The 7,557-nt window shown below is 36.9% G+C and carries 5 protein-coding genes and 4 pseudogenes; all 9 read right to left on the bottom strand.

From position 1 onward, the window contains the following. Nucleotides 1–111: 111 nt before the first annotated feature. Nucleotides 112–345 (bottom strand): hypothetical protein, encoded by a 234-nt coding sequence (locus tag GCA01S_RS18570; RefSeq protein ID WP_033843279.1) that lies wholly within the window; start codon nt 343–345, stop codon nt 112–114. 11 nt (nt 346–356) lie between these two features. After that, nucleotides 357–1,013: pseudogene (locus tag GCA01S_RS21180) on the bottom strand (RHS repeat-associated core domain-containing protein); the annotation flags it as partial. A gap of 12 nt (nt 1,014–1,025) precedes the next feature. Further along, the gene (locus GCA01S_RS18560; RefSeq protein WP_042412360.1) at nt 1,026–1,940 is read right to left on the bottom strand and encodes a hypothetical protein; all 915 of its coding nucleotides are present in this window, start codon (nt 1,938–1,940) and stop codon (nt 1,026–1,028) included. 277 nt (nt 1,941–2,217) lie between these two features. Beyond that, on the bottom strand, nt 2,218–2,556 hold the full coding sequence (locus GCA01S_RS18555) for an Imm8 family immunity protein (RefSeq protein WP_042412356.1): 339 nt from the start codon (nt 2,554–2,556) through the stop codon (nt 2,218–2,220). A gap of 19 nt (nt 2,557–2,575) precedes the next feature. Then, nucleotides 2,576–3,178: pseudogene (locus tag GCA01S_RS18550) on the bottom strand (RHS repeat domain-containing protein); the annotation flags it as partial. Nucleotides 3,179–3,498: 320 nt separating this feature from the next. Continuing rightward, the gene (locus GCA01S_RS18545) at nt 3,499–4,296 is read right to left on the bottom strand and encodes a hypothetical protein (RefSeq protein ID WP_052510074.1); all 798 of its coding nucleotides are present in this window, start codon (nt 4,294–4,296) and stop codon (nt 3,499–3,501) included. A gap of 23 nt (nt 4,297–4,319) precedes the next feature. Next, a pseudogene (locus GCA01S_RS20735) lies at nt 4,320–5,759 on the bottom strand (RHS repeat-associated core domain-containing protein); the annotation flags it as partial. A 343-nt stretch (nt 5,760–6,102) separates the two neighbouring features. Next, complete coding sequence (locus GCA01S_RS18535) at nt 6,103–6,765, bottom strand: Imm26 family immunity protein (RefSeq protein WP_042412355.1); 663 nt, start codon at nt 6,763–6,765, stop codon at nt 6,103–6,105. A gap of 15 nt (nt 6,766–6,780) precedes the next feature. Then, nucleotides 6,781–7,557, bottom strand: a pseudogene (locus tag GCA01S_RS21175) (RHS repeat-associated core domain-containing protein); the annotation flags it as partial.

Here is a 7,557-nt window from a genome sequence, read left to right as displayed (position 1 = left end):
TTTTTGCGTATGCCTCTATTAAACATTTGTACTTCCAAAGTATGCAGAGCATCTTCAGAAACACTGTATACAGGCATTTTTATCATCATATGAGATATGAATGTTCGATATTTAAAAAATACCGGTAATTTGAATTTGAGATACAATGTCTTTTAATTTTTCTTCACCAATCAACGCATTATTTATAAAGTCACTTACATTTGTATATTCTTGATGATTTAAATTATAGTACTTTGTAAGGCAAATGCCTACTTGAGTATTAGTTATTGAATAACGTTCACCCTTATAGATAAATTCTATATCATGTCCAATCTCTATAAGCTCTATTAATTTTTCTAAACTCATATTTTATCTTCCTACTTTCTTCTACCTTTATTCATTGGTTCTGCTTTCCCTCTTTTAGGTTTTTTCCCATCCCATTTCCATTTATGTCGATGTGGTCCCCAAGGATGATGTTTCGGATTTCCGTGATCGCTATAGTCCATGTCTTTTTTCGCTCTTCCCGCACTATCATAATATCTTCGTTGTATTACTTTTCCTCTCTCATCCCTTAAAGTTAAGCTTCCTTTTCTAGGGCCTGTTAGAGGTAAAGAACCTTTACTAGTCAAACTTTTTACTTTCTTTCCTAAATACCACGCTCCATAGGCCCCGACAACAGCAGCAGTACCAATTAACATTACTTGTCCAACACCAGGAACAAAATAAAGCCCTACAGCATACGCAAACTTCCCATCCGGATCCACCAACATCACTGGGTTGTTGTTCGCATACGTATATCCGTTTTGCGTGAGAATGTCATCCGCATCCCCTGGATCTGGATCCAAGGACAAGAACACACCGTGCGTCGGGTGATAGTACCGGGCAATTAGGTAATAGAGACCCGTTTCTTGGTCATATTGGTATCCCGCATATCGGTATGGGTTTTCATCCGCCAAGGCGCCAAACTGGGAAAGAATGTTCCCCCACGAATCATATTGGTAACGGAACACAATGTTTCCTTGTTGCTCATTTAGAGTGTGAATCGTCTATTTCTTTCGTTTCAATTTCTTTATTGTGATTTTGATATCGTCTAATAGTGCGCTTTCACTTAGCCATTTCCAAAATTTCTTTTTTGTTAAATACTTTTTTTCCTCAACAATTCTTTCAAGCCTTGATGCATCATCAGTATTTCCATATCTACCTATTGCAAGTATGGCATGATTCTTTAGTGTTGTATTAAAATCACCCGTTAAAATTTCAAAGAACTTATTTACTACATCCCTGGTAACTTTGTCCTTAGGAAATTTTTCCGCGAAAGCAAGTAGAGTAACGGCACTAAAAATACGCTCAAATTCCTCACTAAAGAGATCTTCTATTATAACTTTTGATGCTTCTGGATAATCAAATGAATGATAAATAGCCTCTGCTAATGCTTTATGAGAATAACGGGAATCTGGTTTTCTGTACTCCTTGATTATTTCTTCTATTCCACACATTATTTGTAATTTTGCTACCTTGATTTGTTCCAGTACCTCTTTGTTATCCGTCTTGATTTTGTCTAATTCTCTTATAGCGTTATAATCGCCAATTACTCCTATCATAGCTATATCTGCGATTAAATCCGTGCCACTTTTTTTAGATAAATTGTGAATCTTTCTTTTTAATTGAGTTTCCTTACCCTCTAAAAAATCCAATACACTTTCTGCATAAGCTTTAACAAAAAATATCTCTGTCTCATCTTCAAGAATAGTTTTCAGAAAAGGGATTACACTACTGTCATTTAATAATTTCAATGTTTCTAATATACCAATCTTGCCAGTAGGATCTACTTTATAAAAGTATTTTTGTAGGATAGTAATTATGTCTCTTCCCATCTTAGCTAAATCTTGAGCAACTATATCTATATTATGCTCATTGAAATTATTAACTAAATTTCTAACCGTCCCCTCATATTGATTCATATTTTTCACCCCTAAAACTATCAAAGAGGGACACACTCTGAGTGTGTGGCCCAAAATATCTTTAATAACTTGCCCTAATTATAATCCATGCGCCGGCTTTCTTATAATTCTTGAGTTGCCTTTTTACATTGCTTCTTTTCCAAGAATCTTTTGGTTTTAATTCAACGTCTAAAATTTCTTTTCCGTCCGCCGTACCGACCGAAACGCTTTCCACTAAGCCGCGGTCATCATACGTAAAGGTCGAACCGGCTCCATTTCCTGTCGTGTATACTTTGATTTAGTTTTCATACTCCCAAATAGCGTACCGACTAATAGCTAAAGCTGTTTCGTTCCAGGTTTTTCTTGAACAATGGGCAAGTATTTTTTTGAGACGATCCTCTACACTTTTTATATTAAAGTCTTTCATTATAAACAATCCCCTAGCTATCTCCAATCCTGACTTTTCCACCATATTCCCTAACCTTTTTGGACTTGTAACATAGATAGTAAATACTTCAGCAGAATCTGAGTCCCCCTTGATACCAATATCCGCTTCAATTTCTATCCAAAAATCATCAGTCTCCTCTCCCCAGTCTTCATCCATTATCGTTAAACAAAATAATTCAGGAATTATCATTTATATGGCTCCCTCCATGCTAAAAATTCAGGTGTGCATTTCGTAACTTATATGTCTTTTTGTTGATAGGACTCTTATAAAATTCCTCAAAATTCACTTGATATACCCTTCTTGTTTTCTTATACTGCATTCTAAATACTTTAGATTTATCTTTACTTCTATATCCTATCCATTTACCATTTTTGTAGAGTGGCTTAGCCCCTAATCCAACCCATGCTTTCCCAGCCTTTTTTGCTAGTCTCTTACTTACTCTCCCTACTTCTATAGTAGTGTTACCTTTTCCATGCTTAGCCGCCAATAAAATCTTCATAATCTTGGCTGTTTCTCCCGCTTTATAAATTCTATACGCTTTAAAAGCCGCACCGCCAACAAGCCCTACACCTACAGCAATCGCTGCGGCCTTCCAACCGCCTTTTTTAAAGGCCTTATACCCATCATACGCCGCAAACCCTGCATTAATTAACAACCAAGGAAGGTTCCCATCCGGATTCACCAACATCACTGGGTTGTTGTTCGCATACGCATACCCATTCTGCGTGGGAATATCATCCGCATCCCCTGAGTCTGGATCCAAGAAAAGGGACACGCCATGCTCCGGGTGATAGTACCGGGTAATGAGAAATATCCGCTTAATAGAAGTTCAAAAATATACATGCATGAGTTGCCTTACTTCCAACCGGAGCAGGGAAATACGCTGCCTCATCCCTTAACAGTCGAGCTTGTCTGATTTATTCTTACAGAAAGTAAGACAAAACCCTTAATATTAATAAAGGTTTTCAAAGTTTTAATTATAAAAAAATGCCTTAGGAGAGAGCGTTTCTCCTAAGGTTCTACAATTACAAAAATAATCCGACCTATCTAATCAATATTTTATTTAATATGTCTGATTTCCTTCACCTTAATCAATATTTTATCACAATGTTTTCCTGTTTTTCATTGAGTTTATGAAGAAAGATAAGACACTTTATTTACTTTCCATATAATCTGTGTTTCGTTTTCTTTTTCTAAAAAAGTTACAACCCACCCGAAATGATGTAAACGATCAGTAAATGTCACCTTATGATTTAGTGTCCATGTTAAATCACCTAAATATCTCCAATAAAAAGATTCGTGTGGTCTGTCTACTCTTACTAATCTTTCTTTCTTTAAAACCTTATTTCCTTTTTGACGTTTTATTTCTAAATATATATCTACATAAGAGACTTCGTGTTCACATATAATGCTACATATATATCTACGATTAGAACTGCTCTTTTTCTTATAGATAAATGTATTTTTGTAATTTAATTCTTTTATCTTGTTGTATATTTCACGAAAAATTTGCTTATCCCATCCTCGCTCATCAGCAAGTTTTTCCATACCCTTTTGTAACACTTCTAATGCCATTTTCTTTTTTTCCAAGTCATCCGTAAGAGAGAAGTATTGATTATAATCCATTTCAACATAAACAGTAATAAAATCGGGTACCATTTCCATTTCAATTTCTTTCTCGCTTAATTTAGATAGATCCGGTACGCATTGAATGATAACTCCCTTTTCCCCATCTGTATGAATTTCGGGCAAAAGACGAGTATAAAGTGATGTAATACATCTTGTTTCATAATGAAAGATGGCGGACTTGCTTTGCCTATAATCGGTAAAGGGGCTTGTCTCACCAGTATCATAGTCAACTATTACAGTATGATCAAAATAGTTTATATCACTTGGAATAGAAAGTTGAATATCCCTTATAACAGTCATTTTTTCACTTCCTTTTATTAAATTTATGGGCGATAGTGAAATGGAGGTGATAATTTGTTGTTAGGCTGGATTCTATTAATGTATTCCGTATGCCTTTTTTTCCATCTCAGTGCATTATACCTACCACGTATGTTAGTTTTTACTATTCGTGAAGCATACCGATCTGTCTTGTATCGCTTATGCCACTTTCTAACTTGCCTTTCAGCGCGATATGATTTTCCCTTTTTAGAAATCCTTCCATCACTAATACCAACTTTGACTACTTTATTAGTTTTTTTATCATAAATTTCATATCCATGATGTATCGCAGGATTTCTTTTACTATTCGAATGATATTTTTTTGAAATCTTTCTATATTTCTTGTAGACCTTATAAATCTTATAAACTCTATAAGCCCCCACTCCAGCTATAATAACAATATGAGCATAATGCCCATCCAAATCCACCAACATCACCGGATTGTTGTTCGCGTACGTATAGCCGTTTTGTGTGAGGATATCGTCCTCATCACCTGGGTCTGGATCCAAGGATAGGAACACACCTTGTTCTGGGCGGTAGTACCGGGCAATCAGGTAGTAAAGACCCGTTTCTTGGTCATATTGGTATCCCGCATATCGGTATGGGTTTTCATCCGCCAAGGCACCGGATTGAGAGAGAATATTCCCCCATGCATCATATTGATAACGGGCAACGATGTTTCCTTGTTCATCCGTCAGGGCGATGACATCGCCATGCGCGTTATAGTGGTAGAAGTACGTGGCACCACCTTTTTTCATCGCCAACAGCTGGCCGTTTTCTCCGTATATATATGATCTTACCACATTTCCATCCGCATCGGTTTCATACAGAACGTTGAGGCTGTCGCCTTGGTAATGATAGTTCGTAACGACGCCATTCACATTCTTTTGGATGCGCCGGCCGTCTTCATCGTATTTGTACGTCACAAACGGCGTGCTTTCGCCTTTTCTCGTAACCGAAACGAGCTGGTCCGCTTCGTTCCATTCATATCGATACTGACCGTCTTCCAATCGGTTACCGTTCGCATCGTACGTGATTGTTTCGTCACCGAAACGAACCAACTGATTGGCGGCATTATAATCGGCATTTGTCGTGGTTGACTGCTCATCCTTTGTTTTCACCACTTTCGTCCGGTTGCCGTTTTCATCGTAACGGTACGTTTCCGATAAAATTTCTTTTCCGTCCGCCGTACCGACCGAAACGCTTTCCGCTAAGCCGCAGTCATCGTACGTAAAGGTCGAGCCGGCTCCGTTTCCTGTCGTGAAGGTGCGAACGTTTCCTCTTTCGTCATAGTCAAAGCGGTACGTATACATTCCATCTTTGATGACCGTATTTTGGTCCAATGCATTATATTGGTGATTGATCGTTTGGCTAAACGACCCATGTGAGAGTATCAATTGCTGTAATTTATCCGATGTCGTCAGATAAATTCTTTTCCACTTTTTCTAAATTATAAATTTCATTTTCAACAACAATGTGATTGTTTGTCACCCGCAGATTTCCTTCCATGAGCCAGATTTCGTCAAACCACACCATTGTTGAAAATATTGGATATGCAGATTTTATCGACCGGCTTAGAATGTTGTATCAAAACAGTGCATTGTTCCAATCTTGAATACCTATTGAATTCTGCAATATACGTTTGGGCCACCCAGTTCTCCTAAAATACAAAGGAGAAACCCATAATATGGCTTCTCCTTTGTATTTGAATATGATTTTTTCTTTTCCTAGAAATAATGTTCACACACTCTATCCCATTGCTTATTAAAAGTGACTAGTCAAAAATGCTCAAATAGTATTTTGGAATTTTTCAATTAATAAATTCTCAATTTCTTCCTCACCGACGATTCCAAGAGGATTAGGAATCTTATCTGCTTCTTCTTTAGAAATAACTTCACATTCTGCAATTTCTTTTACACTGTCTCCGACACTTTTATAATACTTACCCATAAAATAGACTTTATATGGTATCTGGCTTAGGTTTTCATCACTAAATACTTTATCAGAATAATTAGTAATGAATCTCCACTTAAGTTTTTTTATACCGGTTATTCCTGTGTTTGCGATGAATAGAAATTGTTTTTGTTTTACTAACTGAAAAATTTCATCTATTGGAAGTGCCGTGGAAGAGAATTTGTTCAGATAACCAATTAAAATTTCTTCATCTTTATTTCCTTTTATTTCTCCAGATACAACAATACCATATGCATATTTACCAATATCTCGCAAATAAATTTCAAAAATATCCCCTTGACTGATTTCTTTAAAATATTTTAACCTGTTTTTTTTAAACTTTATTTTTACTTCTAATATTGTTATATCACGTATTTTTCTTTGGTCAAAATTTATAGCCTTCATTATTCTATCCTCAATTTCTTTTAACGCAACATCGTTAATTTCTTTAAAATTAGAAGTAAGCAATTCATGTAATTTAAGTATTTTTTCATTCATTGTAATACCCCCAGCTTACTTTAATGACCTATACGCATTTCTAGATACACTCATATAATATTTATACTTCTTATTCTTACGACTTATCGGCCTAATAATATTTCTTAGTTTCTTTTTCCCACCATATTTTAGATATAACTTGTGTTCTAATCCTCTAGCTTCTGCATAAGTCAGATTCGTTTTTACAACATTAAACGTTGCATCGCGATGTTTCCCCCATTTATGTGCGTTTCTCCGACTAACAATATTTTTTGTTCTTCCCACATATACAACCTTCCCGTTCTTAGTCAATACATAAACACTATGTGATATTTTCTTAGCAACTTTAATCCGTCCCCCACCTATAAGTCCTAACGCCGCAGCAGCTGCGACACCTTTCCATCCCTTTCCCGACTTTGTATGCCTTATACGCATCATAAGCTGCAAACCCTGCATTGATGGCCAGCCATACCCAATGCCCATCCGGATCCACCAACATCACCGGATTGTTGTTCGCATACTCATACCCATTCTGCGTGAGGATATCATCCGCATCCCCCGGATCTGGATACAAGGAAAGGAACACGCCATGCTCTGGGTGATAGTACCGGGCAATCAGGTAATAAAGACCCGTTTCTTGGTCATATTGGTACCCCGCATATCGGTATGGGTTTTCGGCTGCCATCTGGCCGGATTGGGAAAGAATGTTCCCCCACGCATCGTATTGATAGCGCGCGACGATGTTTCCTTACGCATCCGTCAGGGCGATGACATCTCCATGGGCGTTATAGTGATAAAAGTACGTTGTGTAAA

The organism is Parageobacillus caldoxylosilyticus NBRC 107762, from assembly GCF_000632715.1.
Lineage (GTDB): Bacteria > Bacillota > Bacilli > Bacillales > Anoxybacillaceae > Saccharococcus > Saccharococcus caldoxylosilyticus.
Note: the sequence above shows the minus strand (reverse complement) of the source record. Positions and strands in the feature narration are given on the sequence as shown.